Annotated in this window: 15 protein-coding genes; 7 read left to right on the forward strand and 8 right to left on the reverse strand. The window is 50.4% G+C overall.

The window, feature by feature from the left end; genetic code table 11:
* Positions 1-62: 62 nt before the first annotated feature.
* From malE to DYD62_RS08855, 4 genes are all read left to right on the forward strand, one after another.
* Positions 63-1262, forward strand: coding sequence for a maltose/maltodextrin ABC transporter substrate-binding protein MalE (malE, locus tag DYD62_RS08840; protein ID WP_115226987.1), 1200 nt, complete (start codon positions 63-65; stop codon positions 1260-1262).
* Between the two features lie 624 nt (positions 1263-1886).
* On the forward strand, positions 1887-3410 hold the full coding sequence (malF, locus tag DYD62_RS08845) for a maltose ABC transporter permease MalF (protein WP_115226988.1): 1524 nt from the start codon (positions 1887-1889) through the stop codon (positions 3408-3410).
* Positions 3410-4300, forward strand: a complete 891-nt coding sequence (gene malG / locus DYD62_RS08850; protein WP_115226989.1) for a maltose ABC transporter permease MalG — start codon at positions 3410-3412, stop codon at positions 4298-4300. The genes malF and malG overlap by 1 nt, the downstream gene beginning before the upstream one ends.
* A gap of 187 nt (positions 4301-4487) precedes the next feature.
* Complete coding sequence (locus DYD62_RS08855; protein ID WP_115226990.1) at positions 4488-5282, forward strand: substrate-binding periplasmic protein; 795 nt, start codon at positions 4488-4490, stop codon at positions 5280-5282.
* A 41-nt stretch (positions 5283-5323) separates the two neighbouring features.
* Here DYD62_RS08855 and DYD62_RS23600 read toward each other — a convergent pair whose 3' ends face one another.
* Both DYD62_RS23600 and DYD62_RS08865 read right to left on the reverse strand, forming a co-directional pair.
* On the reverse strand, positions 5324-7327 hold the full coding sequence (locus DYD62_RS23600; protein ID WP_115226991.1) for a methyl-accepting chemotaxis protein: 2004 nt from the start codon (positions 7325-7327) through the stop codon (positions 5324-5326).
* A 202-nt stretch (positions 7328-7529) separates the two neighbouring features.
* Complete coding sequence (locus DYD62_RS08865; RefSeq protein ID WP_115226992.1) at positions 7530-8087, reverse strand: hypothetical protein; 558 nt, start codon at positions 8085-8087, stop codon at positions 7530-7532.
* A 353-nt stretch (positions 8088-8440) separates the two neighbouring features.
* On the opposite strand from DYD62_RS08865, the gene DYD62_RS08870 reads away from it, so the two are divergent.
* A complete protein-coding gene (locus tag DYD62_RS08870; protein ID WP_115226993.1) occupies positions 8441-11122 on the forward strand; it encodes an Lcl C-terminal domain-containing protein in 2682 nt (893 codons plus the stop codon).
* A gap of 9 nt (positions 11123-11131) precedes the next feature.
* Here DYD62_RS08870 and DYD62_RS08875 read toward each other — a convergent pair whose 3' ends face one another.
* Positions 11132-11518 (reverse strand): ribosomal maturation YjgA family protein, encoded by a 387-nt coding sequence (locus DYD62_RS08875; RefSeq protein WP_207916338.1) that lies wholly within the window; start codon positions 11516-11518, stop codon positions 11132-11134.
* A gap of 209 nt (positions 11519-11727) precedes the next feature.
* On the opposite strand from DYD62_RS08875, the gene DYD62_RS08880 reads away from it, so the two are divergent.
* Positions 11728-12264, forward strand: coding sequence for a DUF4337 domain-containing protein (locus DYD62_RS08880; RefSeq protein ID WP_115226994.1), 537 nt, complete (start codon positions 11728-11730; stop codon positions 12262-12264).
* Between the two features lie 217 nt (positions 12265-12481).
* On the forward strand, positions 12482-14116 hold the full coding sequence (locus DYD62_RS08885; protein ID WP_115226995.1) for a methyl-accepting chemotaxis protein: 1635 nt from the start codon (positions 12482-12484) through the stop codon (positions 14114-14116).
* A gap of 306 nt (positions 14117-14422) precedes the next feature.
* On the opposite strand, the gene DYD62_RS08890 is transcribed toward DYD62_RS08885, so the two are convergent.
* From DYD62_RS08890 to DYD62_RS08910, 5 genes are all read right to left on the reverse strand, one after another.
* Entirely contained in the window at positions 14423-14794 is a 372-nt protein-coding gene (locus tag DYD62_RS08890) for a lysozyme inhibitor LprI family protein (RefSeq protein WP_115226996.1), read from the reverse strand.
* Between the two features lie 231 nt (positions 14795-15025).
* The gene (locus tag DYD62_RS08895) at positions 15026-15523 is read right to left on the reverse strand and encodes a hypothetical protein (protein ID WP_115226997.1); all 498 of its coding nucleotides are present in this window, start codon (positions 15521-15523) and stop codon (positions 15026-15028) included.
* A gap of 325 nt (positions 15524-15848) precedes the next feature.
* A complete protein-coding gene (locus DYD62_RS08900) occupies positions 15849-17216 on the reverse strand; it encodes a sigma 54-interacting transcriptional regulator (protein WP_115226998.1) in 1368 nt (455 codons plus the stop codon).
* On the reverse strand, positions 17213-17656 hold the full coding sequence (locus tag DYD62_RS08905) for a hypothetical protein (RefSeq protein ID WP_115226999.1): 444 nt from the start codon (positions 17654-17656) through the stop codon (positions 17213-17215). The genes DYD62_RS08900 and DYD62_RS08905 overlap by 4 nt, the downstream gene beginning before the upstream one ends.
* Positions 17653-19050 (reverse strand): sensor histidine kinase, encoded by a 1398-nt coding sequence (locus DYD62_RS08910; RefSeq protein WP_115227000.1) that lies wholly within the window; start codon positions 19048-19050, stop codon positions 17653-17655. The genes DYD62_RS08905 and DYD62_RS08910 overlap by 4 nt, the downstream gene beginning before the upstream one ends.
* Between the last annotated feature and the right edge of the window lie 79 nt (positions 19051-19129).

Raw genomic sequence — 19129 nt, forward strand, 5'->3', positions numbered from 1 at the left:
TTTATTTTGCCTGCGCTGGGTATTTCTCTGGCAAGGGCTTTGCTTGGTTTTTTGGAGGGTTTATGAATACAACACGCCGCCAGTTTGGCAAGTTTGCAGTTTCTACTATCGCAGCAGCAGTCGCGATTTCTTTTGCCGGGCCTGCTTTTGCTGCAGATAAGCTGGTGATTTGGGTGAATGGCGATAAGGGCTATAAGGGCATCGGGCAGGTGGGCGCCGCTTTTACCAAGGCCACTGGGGTAGAGGTAGTGGTGGAGCATCCCGAAGATGCGCCTTCTAAATTTCAGCAGGCGGCTGCCGCAGGCAAAGGCCCGGATATCTGGATCTGGCCGCATGATCGCCTAGGTGAATGGATGACGGCAGGCTTACTTAGCCCGATTACGCCATCCAAGAAAGTGCAGGCCGAGATCGACCCGCTGGCTTGGAAAGCTTTTACCGTAAATGGTAAACAATGGGGCTATCCGATTGCCATTGAAGCGCTGGCGCTGATTTATAACAAAGACCTCGTACCTGTGCCGCCTAAGAGCTTTGATGATGTGATGGCGCTGGATAAAAAACTAGCCGCGCAGGGCAAAAAAGCCATTCTGTGGGATTACGGCGAGCCTTATTTTAGCTGGCCATTGCTGGCAGCAGGCGGCGCGTATGCCTTTAAGCCTAAGGCTGATGGCACTTACGATGCGAAAGATGTGGGCGTCAACAATGCTGGAGCTATTGCGGGCTTAGAAACCATTAATACAATGATTAAAACCGGCGTCATGCCAAAAAGCGCGACTTATGCCGATATGGAAGCCGGTGTGAATCAGGGCAAGATCGCCATGATGATCAATGGCCCCTGGGCCTGGGACAATCTGAAAAAGAGCAAAATCAACTGGGCAGTAGCGCCAATTCCATCGATTAATGGTAAGCCGGGCGCGCCCTTTGTGGGTGTATTGGGTGCCATGCTGAATCGCTCTTCTAAGAATAAAGAGCTGGCGGTGGAGTTTTTAGAAAACCATATGCTCACCGTACAAGGCCTTAAAACCATGAATGCCGATGTGCCCTTGGGCGTGCCCGCCAATAAAGCTTTTTTTAATGAGCTGAAATCTGATCCGGCGATTAAAGCATCGATGGAATCTGCTAAAGCGGGCCAGCCTATGCCTAATATCCCGGAAATGGGCCGCTTCTGGGCTTCATTAAAATCAGCATTGCAAAATGTAACGCAAGGCCGCCAAACCCCTAAGCAGGGCCTGGATGCTGCAGCGGCACGGATTAGCAGTAAGTAAGGCGAATTGTTTACTGCGATCGTGATATTTGTAGGGTGGGCACACGGTTTTATCGTGCCCACGCGTGCATTGCCGCCGCGAGTGAAAGACTTGCTCGCTCTATAGATATCAATTGGATCTATTGGTATGTATGGCTTTTTTTGTAGGGCGGGTGAAACCCCATATGCGCTAAGCAAAGTCAAAAGCCATTTTTTTTAGTGCCTTCGGCACATTAATTTTGGTGCGGGCGTCCCGCTGGACCTTCCTTTCTTGCGCGGCCAAGAAACGAAGCCAAAGAAGGCCGCCCCAAACAGCACGAAGGCCCCTCACTGCGGACAATCGAGGTGGCGTCAATTCAACTCGCTTCGCTCAAACACGAATTGACGACTACCCCACCCCGCTTGTTCCTCGCTTCGGCGTGCTTCAGGGGGGTACTTAAGCCCCGTGCCGAGAGCGTGGGTATCGTGTTTTTCGCTGTTTGCTAATGACAAAAAAGTTTGGTTAGCGCGTATGGGGTGAAACCCGCCGTTTTCTACACAATTTCATAGAAAAATCTGGCGGGTTTCACCCGCACTACGATGATTCGATGTTTGAAATATTTATTAGCAAGGGCGCAGCTGGTTTATGCGACTAAGGGAAAATAGAATGAGCGGATTGAATAGGCGCTGGCTGTTGGCTTCGCTAGGTGGGGTGCTGCTCCTAGCGGGTTTGTGGCTGCTGCTGGGCGTTTATCAGGCAGGGCATACCTTAAGCGCTGTGGCTGGCTTGGTGGTAATGGCCGCCAGCGCCTGGGTGTTTTTATCGCCCAAGGCTTACGCTTACCGCTATCTCTATCCGGGCGTGGCGGCTGTGCTGGTGTTTATTGTTTTCCCCGCTGTGTATACCGCAGGGATTGGTTTTACCAATTACAGCTCGACCAATCTGCTGAGCTTTGATCGCGTAACGGCCTATATGCTGAGCGAAACCACCACGGCAGATGGCGCAGGTATGGCGTTTTCCCTGCATCAGGCTGGTGGGCAATACCGGCTTAAATTAAGCGATGAAGCAGGGCAGAGCTGGGTTTCTCCTCCTTTTAAATTACAAGACAACAAGCCACAACAGCTGCAATTGCAAGTGCTGGGCACTGAAAACCTGGCCGAAAAAGAATCTATTAAAACGGTGATTGCCAAACAATCAGCGTTAAAAGCGCTGCGCGTCACTTTACCCAATCAAACCCAGTCATGGCGTTTAAGCAGCCTCAGCCAGTTTTCGCCTACCCAGCTTTTATACCAAAAAAATGCAGATGGCAGCCTGCGTAATACCCAAGATGGCAGCCTGATTAAGCCCAACTTTAAAACCGGATTTTACGAAACAGCCGCAGGTGAAAACTTGATTCCGGGCTTTAAAGTGAATGTGGGTTTTAGTAATTTCACGCGGATTTTTGCCAGTGACGATTTCCAGGGGCCGATGTTTAAAATCTTTGGCTGGACTGTGTTATTCGCTTTTCTGACGGTAGTGTTTACCTTTGTGGTGGGCATGGTGCTGGCGGTGGTGCTGAATTGGGAAGCGCTGCGTTTTCGCGGTGTGTACCGCACGCTGTTGTTTTTGCCTTACGCCGTACCGGGTTTTATTTCGATTCTGGTATTCCGTGGCTTATTTAATGAAAGCTTTGGTGAAATCAATATGGTGCTCAACGGCCTATTTGGCTTGCGGCCCGCTTGGTTTTCAGACCCGTTTAATGCCAAGGCAATGATCTTAATTGTAAATACCTGGCTGGGTTATCCTTACATTATGCTGCTGTGCTCAGGGCTGATTAAATCCATTCCTAGCGATTTATACGAAGCCTCGGCCATTAATGGTGCGGGTCCGCTGACTAATTTATTTAAAATCACCCTGCCGCTGATTCTCAAACCGATGATGCCGCTCTTGATTGCCTCATTCGCGTTTAACTTTAATAACTTTGTGCTGATCAGCTTGCTCACCGATGGCAGGCCAGATTTTATTGATAGCAAAGTGCCTGCTGGCACTACCGATATCTTGGTTTCATACACTTATCGCTTGGCTTTTCAGGATTCGGGGCAAAACTTTGGCTTGGCAGCGGCCATTTCTACGGTGATTTTTGCGCTGGTGGCGGTGCTGTCGCTCATTAATTTAAAGCTGACCCGTGTGAATCAAGAGGAGAAACGATAATGGCCATGGTGCTTGATCGATCACATAAATGGCGGGTGCTGGGCGCGCACCTTGCGCTGATCGCCTTTTTGCTGCTGATTTTATTTCCGTTTTTTATGATTATTTCCATCTCGCTGCGGCCAGGTAATTTTGCGGCTGGCAGCCTGATTCCTGACACGATTAGTCTGGAGCACTGGAAGCTGGCGCTGGGCTTTAGCTATGTGGATGGTGATGGCGTCTTGATTAAGCCGCAATTCCCGGTGCTGCTGTGGCTGTTTAACTCGGTGAAGGTGGCTTTTATCAGCGCGGGCGTGATCTTACTGCTGTCTACCAGCTGCGCCTATGCTTTTGCCCGGCTTAAATTTCGTGGCCGCGTGTTTGGCATGAATGCTCTGCTGCTCTTACAAATGTTTCCCGCCGTGCTGTCGCTGGTGGCGATTTATGCCATCTTTGATGAAATCGGCAATTATGTGCCGTGGCTGGGCATCGACACCCACGGTAGCTTAGTGCTGGCTTATGCTGGTGGCATTGCCCTGCATATCTGGACGATCAAAGGCTATTTTGACACCATTCCGGTGGAGATCGAAGAAGCTGCCAGAGTCGATGGCGCTACCGCGTTTCAATCTTTCCGCTACGTGCTTTTGCCGATGGCCGTGCCGATTTTATTTGTGGTGTTTTTACTGGCCTTTATCAGCGGCATTATCGAATACCCGGTGGCATCGGTGCTGCTGCACGAGCAGGATAAAATGACGCTGGCGGTGGGCTCCAAGCTTTATCTCTATACCCAGAACTACCTGTGGGGCGATTTTGCCGCCGCCGCGATTTTATCCGGCCTGCCTATCAGCCTGCTGTTCTTATTCGCCCAGCGCTGGATGGTATCCGGCCTGACTTCGGGCGGGGTGAAGGGCTGAGTTGTGGCAGTACATCGTTTTTATATCAGGGGTGTTTGCCGCTGAGCTGCGTGTTTCTTGTGAGCCACCTATTGGGTGGCTCATTTTTTTCATCCATTGCTTTGCCCGTAGTGAGTGCTCTAAAGTGGCTATAGATGGATATTTAAGTTTTTAAATGTTATCTCTTCATCCTTTTGTAAGCAGATGAATGATGGTTTCCAGATGTAAGGTATCCGCTACATTGTGCGCGCTGGCGTTGGGGGTCTGCAGCAGTCTCTTTGCGGCCAGCCCCTGTTTGCGGCCTTTGATTGTGGGTTGGGATACTTGGCCACCTTATCATTTTAAGGATGAGAAGGGCCGGATGCAGGGCTTGGCGGTGGAGGTGCTGCAGGCGTTGGCAAAGCGGGTGGATTGCCCTTTGCAATTTGCACAAATGCCATGGAAGCGGACATTAAATGAGTTGGCACAGGGCAAGGCCGATTTGGCGATGGAGGTACTTAAAACGCCGGAGCGCGAGCGAACGATGTTGTTTTCTCGAGCCTATCGCCCAAGCAATGTGCATTTTTTTGTGCGTAAGAAAGATGGGCGCTGGTCTTTTAATACCCTAGCCGAATTAAGTAAGCTTGGGCCTGTGGCGCTGGGGGTTTCCCGTGGGGATAGTTATGGCGTGGCGCTGGATCAGTGGCTGAAAACGCCGCCAGCGGGCGTGATTGTGGATGTCGCGCCCACGATGGCGATCAATTTAATTAAGCTTCAGCATGGGCGGGTCGATCTGCTGCTGGGCGATTTATTGGCCACTCAGGCGGCAATTTACGATTTAAAGCTGGCCGATGAGCTGGCGCCGCTCGCCCAAGAGTGGCCGACTCAGGAGGCATATTTTGCCTTCAGCCGTGTCAGTGTCAGCCAGCCAGTTTTTCAGGCGTTTCAGCAGGCGCTAGAAGATCTGATCAAAGACGGCACATTAAAGCAGATTCAGCAGCGTTATCTCGTCCGCAGGCCTTAGCGGGTGTGGCGCGATGCGAATTCAGTGTTAAAAACGCCGGTTTATTCCAGCTTAAATTGTGAAACAAGCCTGTCTAGCTCGATTGCGCTGCGCTGTAAATCGGTGGAGAGGGCTGAATTCTGATCGGCCCGTGCGCTGTTGTCTTCGGCCATGCGGGCAATTTGTTCAACACTTTGGGCTACGGTTTGGCTGGCGATTTTTTGCTCGGCCATGGCTGTGTTGATTTCGGCGGCTGCGTTCAGCTCGGCCTTGCTGCTGTCTTTAATGTGGGCAAAGGCAAACGTGGCTTTTTCTACCCGCTGGCTGCCACGCTCCATTTCCTGGCGAGCCACTTCCATGCCTTTCGCTGCAGCGTCGGTATCTCTGCGTATGGTGTCTACTAGTGATGTGATTTCACCCGTAGACGATGCGGTTCTTTCTGCCAGTTTTCTGACTTCATCGGCCACTACTGCAAATCCTCGGCCTTGTTCCCCTGCGCGTGCAGCTTCAATGGCGGCATTGAGCGCCAGCAGATTGGTTTGCTCGGCAATTTCTTTAATGACCTGCACAATTTTGCCTATTTCGCTGGAATGTATCTTCATACTGTCTACATTGCCGCCCAGCGTTTCCAGATTGGCTGATAGTTCAACAATTTCAGTTAATACATCCTGCATCAGCCGCTGGCCCTGATCGACTTCATTTTGTGCGTTGTTTGCCTGCTCTTCGGATGAGGCGGCGTGCTCTGACACGGTTGAAATGCTGACTGACATTTCTTCTATGGCGGCGGCCATTTCACCCGATGCATTGGCCTGGGATAAGGAGGCCTCCTGCATGGATGCGGCATTGTGATTGAGCTGCTTTGCGGCACGAGCAACGGCCTGTGTATTCAGATGAATATGCTGGATAATTTGCCGCAGGCTTTGGGCCATGGCATTAAAGCTGTCACCCACTTCGGCTAATTCGTCTTTTACGTTCAGATGTACAAAGCGCGATAAATCACCGCTGGCAAAGGCTTCTGCCTCTCGGCGCAGTGTTCTGACGGCACCATGGATGGAAAGATAGGTGCCAATAAATAAATAGCCCCCCAATAGCAGCATGGATGAAGTTAATACCAGCATGATCTGCCTGCTTTGTTCAATGCTTTGCTCTCTGAGGCTTAATGAGGCATTGATTGATTCAAAAATATGCCCGGTCAGTGTGTTGACCTGTTCAATGGATGCCGTAATGCGGGTGAAGTGAGCTTTAGGATCGACGCTGATTTCGGTATTTGCAAAGGCTTTCAGCAGATAGGCATGATCGGCATGCATCAGCTCTGCCAGAGACTTTCCTTCATTAAGAAGCTCAGTAGCGCTGGTGCGGGCCAGCTTTTCCTTCATGGGGTCTGCAGATAAGGCGATGATGGCGCCAAGGGTATTCATTTGCGCGATTTCATCTGATGTGGCGGTTTTTGCGGTGGCAAGGCGCGCGCCCAAGCCCCTGGCTTTGGCAAGCGCTTCCGCCGCCGGAATCAGCTGGGAGAAATAAACATCCTGCAGGTAGTAGCTGTCTGTTTCCGGATCAAGTGTCAGCCCGGAGAGATGCGCCAGATCGCTGGTGATTTTAATTATCTGATCAATCAGCCCGGTGTGCACGCTGAAGTTTTCTGCGGGCTGGTTTTGTTTCCAGCGGGCCGTTAATGATTCCAGCTGTGATTTTAGCTGCGTCCAATTTGAGTTTAAGCTGGGGAAGTGATTTTGATTAATTAGGGCATCCGTGTTTTGAATGGCTGTTTTCAGTTTTTGCTCGTTGGCCACGATATCCGGGCCAAAATCGGTTTTGCCTTGCAAATAGGATGAGCTTAAGCCGCGATGGCTTTGTGTCAGGGTCATCACATCCCGCAGCTGGGTGGCGTATTGCAAACCAAGATGCTCGTTACGGGCGGTGGTCAGGTCTTTGCTGAAACCCAATAAAATGAGGCTGAGCATATAAATGGTGGGGATTGCTAACACAAAAGCAATCAGGACAAATTTTTGTGCGAAGCGCAATACAGACACAAAGCGAACCACAGGAATAAAAAGTGCTTTCATTAAAATATTCCAGCAATAACAACATCTTAAGTGTAGTTGACGGCTCTTCCTGTTTAAAGGGGGATAAGCGCCATATAAAAGATGATTAAGGTAAGTTTATGCTTGGATTAATCTGTAGATTGCTTGCGTATTGCTGAATCAGTGCTCGGGAAAGTACACAATAAAAGAAGGGGGTGAAAAATGTTTTTTCACCCCCGTTTGCTCAGGCCCGGCTGACGGTATTGCCCGATACTTTCATCTGTACGGTGGGCCCGCTTTTGCGGCTGGCCACTTTAGCGCTTTCGGTACGAATTGCAGGTTTCATTTGGCCATCCATATGGCCGTTGACCACCCCAAGAATGGTGGCGCTGGCTAAATCAAAGAGCAAATTGAGCTGCGCATTGCCGCCCACATGAATATGGTTAATACCACTTGTGCCGGGGGCAGAGCGCCCATCCGCTGTTTTGTTGAAAACCATACGTACCGCTTGCGCCATTTGTGCGTCGCTTCCTTCAATTTCGGCTGCGGCCTGCTGATGCACCAAGCCCAAAGACTGCTCTGCCGGGCGATAAGGGCTGCCCCATGGTGTGTCTGTTTTTTGGGCTACCCAGCGGATATTGTCTTCGGTGGCGCGATCCGGATAAGCAGAGCGAATCGCTTCTTCTATTTTTGCCCTGATGGTGTTCTGATGAATTGCACGGCTGGATGCGGCATGCTGGCGCAGCCATTCCAGATTAGGGTGGTCTTTAAATCTATTAAATTGAATCGGAGTGAATGCCATACGAGTAACTCCAGAAGGTGTTTCAATTAAATAAAGGAAAACGCAGGAGAGTATTGTTATAAAAGGATATGGCAGAGGTGTCTGTCAGGTAATTAATTTATTATTATAAAATATGAACATAGGCTGAGTGCTTGATTTGATTGGCATATTTATATTTAATTAAATGGGTTGTTAAAAAGGATTTAGTGTGTCCGGATTAAATGCGTGATTGTTAAAGCTTACAAATTAGGGTGAATTTATGGCCTGCAGATATTTAAACGGGCGGCTTAGGTTTACTTAAATGCGTAAATTTCTCTTCATACCGCTTTATTATTGCCTAGGCTGGATGCTGTGGCTTGATTGGGATTAACTGCATGGATCCGCTTTATTTTTCTCACGCTAAAGCTTGTCAGCTTTTATACCTGCACCATTTGCAAACCCGCCGTGAGGCGTGGCATGCATTCAGCCAGTCGGGGATGAGCTGGTTTATGCACCGGCGTGATGGGGAAGGGGTGATTCTTAATCCGCAAACGGGTTTGATCTGGCAAGAAATGACTGAGGCCGGGCCGCAGCTGGATTTACTTCGTGCTCAGGCAAAAGTGCGGCAGCTAGAATGGGCGGGGTTGGCCAACTGGCGCTTACCAACACGAGCCGAGCTGATTGATATTGCCTATGCACCGGGTTTTCCGCTTTGCGAAGAATACAACTGGTTTGATTGCCCGTTGTGGCTTTACGACAAAGGCTGCGTATATCTAGATCAGCCCGATGAATTTATGGGGCCGGATGGCGCAGGCAATATGATTGCGGTAGACGATACTCTTTGCGCAGACTGGCCTGGCAGCTATCCGCAGGGCCTGTTTGAGCTGGGCTGGACATGGCTGGGTGCATGGACCAGCAGCGCGCGTTTTCCAAAATCCAGCAAGTTTGATGCGGCCCTGACGGCGTGGAAAAAATGGCGCTCTTTAGCATCGTCAGAAAACGATGGCTTTCATGCTGTGAACAGCAATGCCACAGACTGGCCTGCTTTATTACGTAAGCTGGATTACATCAGCACCCGCCTGCCGGATATCGATAGCAGTACTTTTTCTGACTCGGCCAAAGGTCTGTGGGAGCTGTGGCCCGTGGCGGATGATCGTCAGACCCGAAAAATTGCGCTGGCCCATGCGGGGCAGATGCGGGCGCGTAACCCCGAGCTGGATATTCGTGATGCCAATGTGGCGATTGATTTTGGCACCAGCAGCACGGTGGTGGCGTTCAGGGAGGGCGCGCATGACCGCCTGCTGAGGATAGGCGAAAGTAATTTATGGGAGCCGCCGCAGGCCAGCGATTATGAAAACCCCACCGTGCTGGAAGTGATGGATTGGCAGGCGCTGATGGCGGCGTGGACCTCTGAGGTGTATCGCCCGCTGGTGGATTGGCGTGATATCCATTGTGCCCACGAGGCGCGCGATCATTTACGCGATAACCACACCGACCCCAAGCGCATCTCCAGTATTTTTAGTCGGATGAAGCAATGGACGCAGGATGAGCTTCCAACGCGCATCAGCGATCAAATTCATCAGGAAGAGCGCATTCTGCCGCCATTTAAGCAGTATCCATGTAAAAAAGTGGCCGATGTTTACGCCGATTTCAACCCGATTGAGCTTTACGCTTGGTTTTTGGGGATGTTTATAAATTGGCGGCAGCGCGGCATTTTCTTACGCTATTACATGACTTTTCCTGTGAGCTTTCCGCATGACACTAAGGAAAAAATCCTCAGTGCTTTTCATCATGGCTTGCAGCGCAGCCTGCCTGAAAGCCTTGTTTATGGCCCGCATATTGCACAATTCAGGGTTGAAGAGCGTGGCTCTGAGCCTGCTGCCTATGCCGCTTGTGCGCTTAAAGCCCTGCAGCTTTCCCCCTGTGCCACCGGTGAAGGGCGGGCATTTGCCGTGTTTGATTTTGGTGGCGGTACCACCGATTTTGATTTTGGCTATTACCGTCTGCCCGATGCGGCAGAGGCGGAGGCGGGATGGGAAGAGGTAATCGAGCACTTTGGTGCATCAGGTGACAGAATGCTGGGCGGCGAGCAATTACTTGAGAATCTAGCTTACATTACCTTTCGCCATAATCTGCCACAGTGCCGTTTGCATAAAATTGCGTTTCTATTGCCACAAGACGCAGAAGATTTTGCTGGGTCGGATATGTTTCTGGAAAAAACCCGCCCGGCTCAAACCAATAGCATCGTGATGATGGGGCGTTTGCGCTCTTTTTGCGAAACAGGCAATTTGGAAGGGCTGGAAGACGGTGATATTTGCAAAATGCCGCTGTTAAACCGCGACGGGCAAAAGGTGGAGGTGGGGTTTCAGATTCCGCAAAGCGAGCTGCGCGATTATCTGCGGGCACGGATAGAGCGCGGGGCCATCGCTTTTTTTGCGGCCATGCAGGCGGCATTTAACAGCCACGGCGGCATGCCGCTGGCGGTGGACGTGCTGCTGGCGGGTAATGCCTGCCGATCCCCTTGGGTGATGGAGTTGTTTGGCTTAAACGGTTCGCCCATTGGCGCGATTATGGCGTTTGAGCAGCTGGAAATCTCGGTGCATCCGCCGCTGCTGGCCGACCCTGGCAACCCGTGGCGGCCCACGGCCAAAACGGGTGTGGCCCTGGGCTTGCTGCGGCTCTGCCCGGGTGAAACGCTGAAAGTGATTCATCGCTCGCGCTTAAATGATGACGCGCCGTTTTTATTTTCGGTGGGCAAATTGCTCAATGGCGAGTTCGATCCCTGCCTGCCTGCGCACGGTGTTTACGGCCAGTGGCACGAGGTAGGGCGGCCTATGGATGGGGTGTTTAATCTGGCTTACACCCATTCCCCCCGCGCCCGTACTGATCAGCGTATGGATAGAAGCGATCCTGATTTGCGCTATAAGCGCATCGATTTTCCGCAATGCAGCGAAGGGCAAAAAGTGTATTCCCGCGCCATTGCGCCTAATCTGATCGAAATCTGCCTTGCCCGCGATTTAAGCCATGGCGGGCAGCCAGAGCCAGCCAGCCATCTGCAGCAATTGGCGCTGGCCTGATGGCCGTTTTTACGATGAATGCTGGGCTGCTGTACGCCGTAAAGCAAACTGATCCGCCAGCCATGCTAATCCGCCGCCAATTAAATACATCAATAAATCCTCAGGGCTGAAGGTATTGCCAATTACAATATAAAGGACGCTGCCTTTTTGCAACCCTAATAAATTAGCCAGATGTATATATTGCAGCCCTTCAACAATAAAGCCAGAGGCAATGGCCATGATTGCGCTGCGTAATGGCGGATTGCGCCATGCGCGAAAAACGGCATAGAGCAGTGCAATCACCAGAATATCTCCAAGGCTGCCGCGTATAAACCCATAGCCAAAAATACCACGGGCAATGGCGATTTCTAATGAAAAAATCAGCAGTGCAATCAGGTAATAAACAGAGCGCTTCAATATGATCGCCTTAATAAAATGGGTGAATAGAAAGTAGCCGTGCTAATCATCCGGCGAAGCTGTATTCATAATTTCGTAAAAAGATTAATTGATTTGCGGGGCATTTATGGCTGATAAGCTTATGTCTGGCAGGGCTTGAAAAATATTCGTAATTCAAGTTCAATGACGCCCCGTTTGGCCGCTATGCCATGAAAATAAATGAGTAAACTATGTCAGAAGAAAAAAAAGATCCTTGGCTTAATTACTTAGCGCTAAGTACCGTTATTTTGGCGGTATGTGCAACCTTATCTACATTTAAAGGCGGTGGTTTTTCTACCCGCAGCATTATTAGCCAGACTCAGGCATCTGATCAATGGGCATTTTTTCAGGCTAAAAGCGTGAAGGCTAATTTATATCAGCTGCAAAAAGAAAAGCTGGTGCTGGATTTACTGGCTCTGCCTGAGCAGGCTGCGCCAGAAGTAAGGCAGCGCTATGAGGATGTGCTGGCTGATTACACCGAAAAAGTAAGGAAGTACGAACAAGAAAAGGCGCAAATTCAGCAAAAAGCCAAGGCCTTAGAAGAAGAGCGCAATCAGGCGCAGCGCCATTCCAAGCCATTTGGTCTGGCCGTGATTTTTTTGCAAATTGCCATTTTATTAAGCTCGGTTGCAGGCCTATTTAAGCGTAAGGCAATTTGGTATACGGCCTGGCCAATGGGCCTGATGGGGATGTTTTATTTTGCGGATGGGTTTTTTCTGTTTATGTAAGAAGCAGTGCAAAGCTCAGTGTCTGAGATTAAGCGCTTGATATCTGCAGCTTAATCAGCGGGGCAGTCGATGTTTATTCATGCAAATTGCTTTCGTATGATTCGCTTATTGCTTACATATATTTAATGCAGTTCGTCGAAAATATTTCTTTTGTTGACAGGTATGGCAGATGGATCCGCTATAAAGATCAGACCACCTGTTAACCGAGGATTGCAGAATGAATGCCTTTAGCATGGTTCAAAAGCTTTACATTGGCTTTGGTTTGATTGTGGGGGTGATGCTGATTTTAACGCTGATGACCGCATTTAATTTGAATCAGCTCAATGAATCCAGCGAGGCGCGCCTGAAGAGCCAACGGCTGATTGCCGAAAGTAATAATGTCTATGGTGATGTGGCCCGCGCTGCCGGAGCAGTGCGTCAGTATGGCTACACCGGCGAGGCCAAAGTCCTGAGCACCTATCGCGCTTCAATAAAAAGCCTGTATGAAAAATCGTTGCCCAGAATCCGGAAGGAAGCAGAAGGGGAAGCTGCGCAACTGGCCCGCCTCGATAAAGTGCAATTGATGATCAATGCGTGGTTACAGGATTATGCAGACCCCTTTATTAAAAAGCGTACTGAAATTAATGATAAAAAAGCGACCATGGATGATTTGGCGGCGCTTGCAATAACCTTGGGTAATAAAGCGAAAATTGCTCCTTTTGCCGATTTGCTCGATGAAATCACCAAAGATGCGACGGTAGCCAATGATGCCAATCAGTTGGCAAATGAATCGATCCGTAAAAATACAATTTTGTCTTTATGGCTGGGCACGCTGATTGCAGTGGTGATTTCGGTGATTTCATCCGTGGCGATTGGGCGTGGCATTGTTAATCGTCTGCATCATGCGGTAAGCAGCGCAAATGCGGTGGCTGGTGGTGATTTACATCAAAAAATAGAAACTTCAGGAAGCGATGAAATCAGCGCACTGATGCGTGCTTTGGCGGGTATGCAGGCCAAATTGGTTGAAATCATCCGCTGTATTCAGGATAACTCGCAGGATGTGGCGGCCTCTGCAGAGCAGATTGCGGCCAGCTCGGGCCAGCTGGCCCATGCTTCCAGCGAGCAAAGTCATGCTGCAACGTCTATGGCGGCTATTATTGAAGAGCTGACGGTCAGCATTAATCATGTTTCAGATCATGCCAGAGATGCCCAGGTGCTTACGCGTGAATCGGGTTCTTTATCTGATCATGGCAGTGATGTTATTCGCAGCACGGTGGCCGATATTATTGGTATTGCCGAAACAGTTCGTCTTGCTGCAGCACGGATGAACGAGCTGGGTGGACATGCAGATAAAATTTCATCCATTGTGAATGTAATTAAAGAGATTGCCGATCAGACTAATTTACTGGCGCTGAATGCCGCCATTGAAGCGGCCCGCGCAGGGGAGCAGGGCCGTGGTTTTGCGGTGGTAGCGGATGAAGTCCGTAAATTGGCTGAGCGCACCAGCCAGTCGACAAGAGAAATTTCTGAAATGATCAGTCATATTCAGATTGGCAGTCAGGAGACATTGGGCACGATGCAGCAAAGTGTGGATAAGGTTGAAAATGGCGTAAATACGGCTAATCAGGCAGGTGAGGCGATTGTGCAAATTCGTAATTCATCTGTGCGGGTGGTGGATATGGTGAGCGATATTTCGTCCTCTTTGCTGGAACAATCTGTTGCCAGCAATAATGTGGCAGGAAATGTAGAAAAAATAGCGCTGATGTCAGAAGAAAATAACCGCGCTATTGCGGAAACCTCCAGAGCGGCTCAGCAGCTTAAGGGGCTGGCCGAATCGCTGCAAAGATCGGTGGCTTTTTTTAAATTTGCCTGAAATGCATCAGCAGAGTGATTAGAGTTCCGGGCCGGCTTAAACACCGCCGGTCTTAAAAGGGTAATTTATGGGCGGCTGCATACGCTGAGTACTTTGACTTGCTCATATCGTTCTTTTGAGATTGCCAATTATTGTATGGTGGGTGGTCACCAATCTTGGTCACGTAAGCTAAATGGCGATGTTTTTTGTAGTAGCGGCTTTAGCAATGCGTGTATATAAAACATTCGCTGCTAAAGCCGCACCTACGGTACAAATTTTTAAACTGACAGGATTGATGTTTTATCACCCTATAAATTCAATAGCCGCTTACAGTTTGCTATTTTGACAGCCAGAACTAGCGCATTCGCGGATTCGGTCTTGCAGGAATTGTGAGCGTTGGATGGTGGTGCTGGCGGCGCAATCCAGATTAACGTAAAAACCGCTACTGTCTTTTCTGGAGCAATTGTTATTGCGCTCCTTCATCCAGTTTAATTGGCCTTGTTTTAATGTGCTTTTGCCATTGTTATCGAGTTTTGCTTTTAATTTATTAAAGTTCTCATTCAGTTCTTTATCTGCTTCTTGATAAACCTTATTCAGGCAATACAGCCCGTCAAAATCATTTTTGGGCATATCGCAAGCAGAGTTTGCAAAGCTTAGGCCTGAAGTGCAGAGCATGAGAGAGATAAGTAATTTTTTCATAAGGAGCATCCATGTATTTAAGGGGTAATGAAGTAAGTTGCAGCTAGGCGTTGATTATTTTTTATAGCATAGCCTAGACGTAGACTTATTATATTACCTTTGGATGCTTTCATTATTGGACAGAAATGTAGCTCCCCTAGGTTGGGCTAAGAATGCAATCTGATGTGAAGAGGGGAAACCAAAAAAAACCACGATCAAAATCGTGGTTTTTTTTTGGTTTAAGCAAGGCGCTTAAGAGACTTTAATGCTGGCCGTAGCCGATGCATCGCTGGCATCAGCAACAAGAGCCGCCGGAGCAGATGCATCTGTTGCATCGGCACGCAGGCTGGCTGGTGTGGATGCATCGGAGGCTTCAGCAACAACACTTGTAGGTACTGAAGCATCATTGGCATCTGCACGCAGGCTTGCTGGTGTGGATGCATCAGAGGTTTCAGCAACAACACTTGTAGGTACTGAGGCATCATTTGCATCTGCACGTAAGCTTGCTGGTGTGGATGCATCGGAGGCTTCAGCAACAACACTTGCTGGAACTGAAGCATCATTTGCATCTGCACGCAGGCTAGCTGGTGTGGATGCATCGGAGGCTTCAGCAACAACACTTGCTGGAACTGAAGCATCATTCGCATCTGCACGCAGGCCAGCAGGAGCTGAAGCATCTGTAGAGCTTGCCCAAACGGCAGTAGCGGCGCAAGTAGCAAATAGGGCGGCGATGAGTAAATTCTTTTTCATGGTGTATTTCCTTGTGTGGGTGTGGATAAACGATTTCTCGTTCGATGTACTACCCATAGCAAACACCGTGCCAGTTTTAAAATCCTTTTATATTCAATGGGTTATTGTTTTATGGCTCAGGCGGAGCTATTTGTATCTGTCGCCAAAGCACGACACAATAAAGTTGTTTTTTGTAAGTGTATGATTTTTAAAGGTAAATGATGTTGCTAAAACACGACGGCGAAGATGTGGTGGTATTGGATGGGTGACTGCAAGTCTGGCATGGGGGTGGTGCCCGCCGATGACCATATGTGGCATATGGCGGGTTTGAGCTACCTGAAAAATTTCAGGCCTTATCGTCATAAGTACTGAGGTCGGTTTTAAAAGCAGCAGGGGCTAGCTCGTGTTTTTGCAGCAGTCGGTAGAATTCGGTGCGGTTGCGATCGGCCAGGCGAGCGGCGTCGCTGACATTGCCGCCGGTGAGACGCAGCAGGCGCTCAAGGTAATCGCGCTCGAACAGCCGTTTGGCTTCAGCCAGTGGCAAAATGGCGGCAGATTCGCTGGCCATGGCTTTTTGTACCTGAGCCAGCGTGATGATGGGGCCGGTGGCCAGTACGCAGCATTGCTCAACAAGGTTAGAAAGCTGGCGAATATTCCCCGGCCAGCTGGCCGTGCTTAAAAAGCTGAGCGCGTCGGCGGCAAAGTGGCAGTCGGTCTTGGCATAGCGCACCACCACTTGTTCTAGAAAATGCCTTGCCAGTAGGGGGATATCTTCCCGTCGCCCGTTCAGCGATGGCAGTGCCAAAGACACCACATTCAGGCGGTAAAACAGATCTTCTCTGAACGAGCCGTCCTGTAGCAAGGATTGCAAATCGCGGTGCGTGGCCGACAACACACGCACATTCACTGGCACCGCACGGCCCGCGCCAACCGGGCGTACTTCTCGCTCTTGCAGTACACGCAGTAATTTTACTTGCAGCGGCAGCGGCATATCGCCAATTTCATCCAGAAAAATCGTTCCGCCATCGGCTTCTAAAAACAGGCCGTTTTGCTTTTGGCTTGCACCAGTAAAAGCACCTTTCTCATGGCCAAAAAGCTCGCTTTCCAGCAGGTTTTCCGGGATTGCACCGCAATTCACGGCAATAAAGGGCCGTTTGGCACGTTGGCTGGCGCGGTGGATGGCCTGGGCCAGCACTTCTTTACCTGTGCCACTTTCGCCGCGAATCAGCACGCTGGCATCGGTCACCGCGACCAGCCGTGCTTCGGCCAGCAGCTCGTCCATCACCGGGCTGCAGCTGATAAAACCAGCTCGCCATGCGTCGGCCTCGGCATGATCTTGGCTGGGCGGGCTGGCCAAAACTAGGGCTTGGCTGACTTTATCCAGTAGTGCTTTACCATCAAAGGGCTTAATTAAATAGGCAAACATGCCGTGGCTGATCGCCTCGATGGCATCGGGTACGGTGCCGTGGGCGGTCAGCATAATCACCGGCAGGGCGGGGTAACGGCGGCGCACTTCTTCAAACAAGGCCATGCCATCCATGCCGGGCAGCTTCCAGTCGCAGAGCAGCAAATCTGCCCGCTGCACGGCAAGTGCATTCAGCGCCGCTTCGGCGCTGGCGGCGGCTTCTACTTCATAACCTGCGGCAATCAGGCGTATGGAAACCAGACGTAAGAGATCGGGATCATCATCAACCAGCAAGATTTTATTGCTCATGGTTTTTTATTCCTTTCCAGCATGTCTTTTTCCATTTCTTTTAAGGCGTCCAGCTTGGCTGCCAGATCATTCGCACGCTTTTGCTGCTCTTTGGTGGCGGCTGTTTGCTTATCAAGCAGGCTGCTCAGCCTTTTGCGTTCGGCAAGCTGGCTGGCCATCAGCTGGGCAAAGCTCTGGCTTACTGGGTCTGTGATCTGGATGGCATCTAGCTGAGTTTGAATGCGGTTCAGATCGGCATGATTACTCATAAGCTGCTGAGCCAGTGCCTGTAGTTTGTCGGCGGGCATTGCGCTGGCCGGTGCGGATGCAATTTCAGGCTTGCACGCAACAGCGGATGCGGCCACAGGCGGCACGATTGGGCCGGTGGTGGTGCAAGCGCTAAGCGCCATGCAGCCCAGAAAAATGCTGATGGGAATACATAAAGGAATGGCGTCTTTCATGGTTGACCTTGTAGCTGCCAGTGCAGGCGAAAACATGCGCCTTGCTGGCTAGGGATGAGTTCTACATCACCGTGCATGAGCTGGGCAAAACTTCTGGCCATGGTCAGCCCAATGCCGGAGCCCGCAGATTCGCCCTCGGGGGCGGGGCCGCAGTGAAATGGTTCAAAAATGGATTCGGCCTCTTCGCTAGCAACGCCCGGCCCCTGATCCTGGATTTTTATCCAGCTTTGCTGACCAGTTTGTCCGTAAGAGATGGCAATTTCGCCCTCTGGCGGGCTGAAGCGAATGGCGTTAAGCAGTAAATTATCCAAGATAATCCCTAGCTTGGCGTGGTCGGCACTGGTTGTCCGTGCCACGCCGGATTGCCGGATACGCAGGGATTTTTTAGCCAGTAAAATGCGCCATTGTTGTAGGCGTTGAGCTAAAAATTGCTCAATATCTAGGGGGGATATTTCCAGCCCGGCAGACAGCCAGCGCCCTGCATCATGCGCCAAAAGCGCGTCCACACGCTGCCTTAAGGTTTGCACATTGCTTTGCACCATGGCGCTGATTTCTTTTTGCTGCTGGTTTAAATGGCCCAGCACTTCTTCTTGCAAAAGGGATGATGCCTCGTGAATCACCGCCAGCGGGGTTTTTAGCTCGTGCGAAACATGGCGAAAAAATTGTGCTTTCTGGGCTTCCAGCGCCACCAGCCGCAAATCAAGCTCAGCCAGCGATTTGGCTAAGCCTTGCAAGTCGGCAGGTCCAGCAAGGTGCCAGCTTTGCCCGCGTTGCCCCTGCGCCAGCTGGGTAATCTTGCGTTTGAGTTGCCCTATCGGCCAGCTGAACATCACCGCCATTAAAATAGCGAGGCTCAGGGCTGCAACGGGCGACAGGATAGCAAGCTGATCCACTTGTTTTTGCTTCTGGCCGACTTCTGCAAGCCATTGCTGGCGTTGCTGGGCCAGTTGTTGCTCAATGAGCTGATCCTGATTTTTAAGTTGCTCATTCAGTAAACCAAATAACACATTCACCTGTGCTTTATTGAGCCGCCGCTTAGGATCTGCCTTCTGCAGTAGTTGTAAAATACGCTGGCTGCTGTGGCGAAGAAGCGGGTGGGTGCTAAAGGTTTGCTGGGCGGCTTCCAGTCGCTTTTTGGCGCTGTGGGCCGCGTTTAGAAAAGTGGCCTCTGGCAAAATCAATAATTGCCTGCTGGCCCGCTCCAGATGCAGCGCTTGTTCCTGAGATTGTTGCGAAGCATTTGACCAGTCACTGGCCAGATCCTGCTGTTGTTGCGCCTTAATGGTCAGCCCTGCCAAGCCATAGCGAAGTTGCACCAGTGCTGCCGAAGGGGTGAGCGCCACTAAAGCAAAGCCAACAATCAAAAGGGTACGAAAGGAAAAGTAGCGCAGCATGGTGGACGGATGTGGGGCGTTTGTTTAAATAAGGGATGAATCCTGCGGGCTAAGCGAGGTTAAATCAAAGTAATAAGTT

It is taken from the genome of Iodobacter fluviatilis (assembly GCF_900451195.1).
GTDB classification, from domain to species: domain Bacteria; phylum Pseudomonadota; class Gammaproteobacteria; order Burkholderiales; family Chitinibacteraceae; genus Iodobacter; species Iodobacter fluviatilis.